Here is a 1,737-nt window from a genome sequence, read left to right as displayed (position 1 = left end):
AAGTTTATCTATGATGGGAAGTTATCCGGCCTCTTTAAATCTTTAGAAAATATATACGATGTATCGGTCAAATTTTACGATGACCAATACGTGGTGTCACGCTGCAGTATGGAGAATATTCCGCTTGCAGGCCTGTTATCGTCAATGGAAGCGAGTTTAGAAACGGCATCTAACTCGGCAGGTGGTAGTGGTTCTTTCTCTGGTTCGATGGATCTGTCTTATGACCTTAAAGCCTCTTTAATGGAAGAGGTAGAGATGTTGCTTTCTGAAGAAGGCATCGTTAGAGCCAACAATACAACGGGTTCATTGTTGGTTGTTGAAAGGCCATCTTATCTTAGACAAGTTAAAAGGCTCGTTGATGATTACAACCAAGTATTAGAACAACAAATTTTATTGTTAGTGACTGTTCTTCGCTATGGAGACAACGATGTTAATAAACTGGGTTTGGATTGGGACTCTATAATTACGAGCGGATCGACGTCGATAATTCCATCCTCCTCATTTAGCGATAATATCGCAGGCCTTGATCTAGGCTTTAAAAAAGATGGTTCTTCAACAACCGACTTAATATTGCGCAGTTATTTCAACAACACGCATTCACTACTTTCTACTAAAGCGGACCTATTGACCCAAAATGGTGTACCCACACCGCTAAGTATTGCTAAAGAGCAAAGTTATATTTCAACCGTAACAACGGAATATGACAAAGACTTGGATAGGGAGATTCGTGAAGTCGGGACCGATGTAATCAATGAGGGCTTTAACATGATGTTCAAGGCTTTGGCGGTTAACGACAAAATATCGGTTACCACCCACATCACTCAAAATGAGTTAGTCGGGTTGACGGAAGACCAAGGTATTACACTACCGACCGTATTCAATCGCCAGTTTTTACAATCCTTTCGTGTAAATAGTGGTGATGTAATTCTACTCGCTGGATATGAAGAGAACAGCGCAAGAACCAGTGACAGTTCAGCGGCACCAGGAACCATTATCTTTGGTGGCTCTAACAACCGAGACCTAGACCGCAGCAAGATAGTTATTTTGATCGAACCAAGGGTGATATAGGAAAAATTATGAAACTCGCAAATCTATGCATACTGTTATCAGCCTTGTCTGCTGGCACTCATGGACAGTCTGCTGAAAATCTTTATACAGTAGTCAGTGGTGACACTGCGTCTCAGGTAGCATTTAATCATCAGCTGACTTTGTCCCAATTCGCCAGCCAGAATCCCCACTGGGTTGAGAGTGTAAAAAGCAATCTAGACAAGCTATTTATCGGCACTAAGGTAGATGTCTCTTTACCAAGTCATGGTAATGATAAACAACCTATTTCCGAGGAGAAAGCCGATCTCGACATCGCTGGAGAGGGAAGTCAGGCAGTAGAAATTGTCTCGAGTGAAGAGCTAAATCACTATATGAAATATACCGTAGTGAGCGGAGACACGGCATCTGAGGTTGCATACTCCCACCAAATGACCTTGCAGCAACTGACGGATGAGAATATGGCTTGGGTTGAGCAAGTAGGTGGTAATATTGACCTATTACCTATTGGTACACGACTCAATGTTATATCCCAAAAATTAGCGCCGCCTGTCGCAAAGAGCACGCTAAACGAGATAACAGGCGATGCGAAACAAAAAGTAGAAGCGGAAGAGCCAGTATTTCAAGATACACCGTCCGTTCCAGGTAAGAAAAGTAACGGTAAGACGAGCAAAACAGCTGAACTCAATCAAG

The 1,737-nt window shown here is 42.5% G+C and carries 2 protein-coding genes; both read left to right on the top strand.

What is annotated here, in order from left to right:
* A partial coding sequence (locus KIV40_RS28755) for a hypothetical protein (RefSeq protein ID WP_285352635.1) occupies window positions 1-1,068 on the top strand: 1,068 nt, incomplete at its 5' end.
* Between the two features lie 8 nt (window positions 1,069-1,076).
* Window positions 1,077-1,737, top strand: a 661-nt coding sequence (locus KIV40_RS28750) for a LysM peptidoglycan-binding domain-containing protein (protein ID WP_285352633.1), incomplete at its 3' end; no start/stop codon positions are given.

The organism is Vibrio sp. D173a (assembly GCF_030248475.1).
This window is presented reverse-complemented; position numbering and strand designations above follow the sequence as displayed.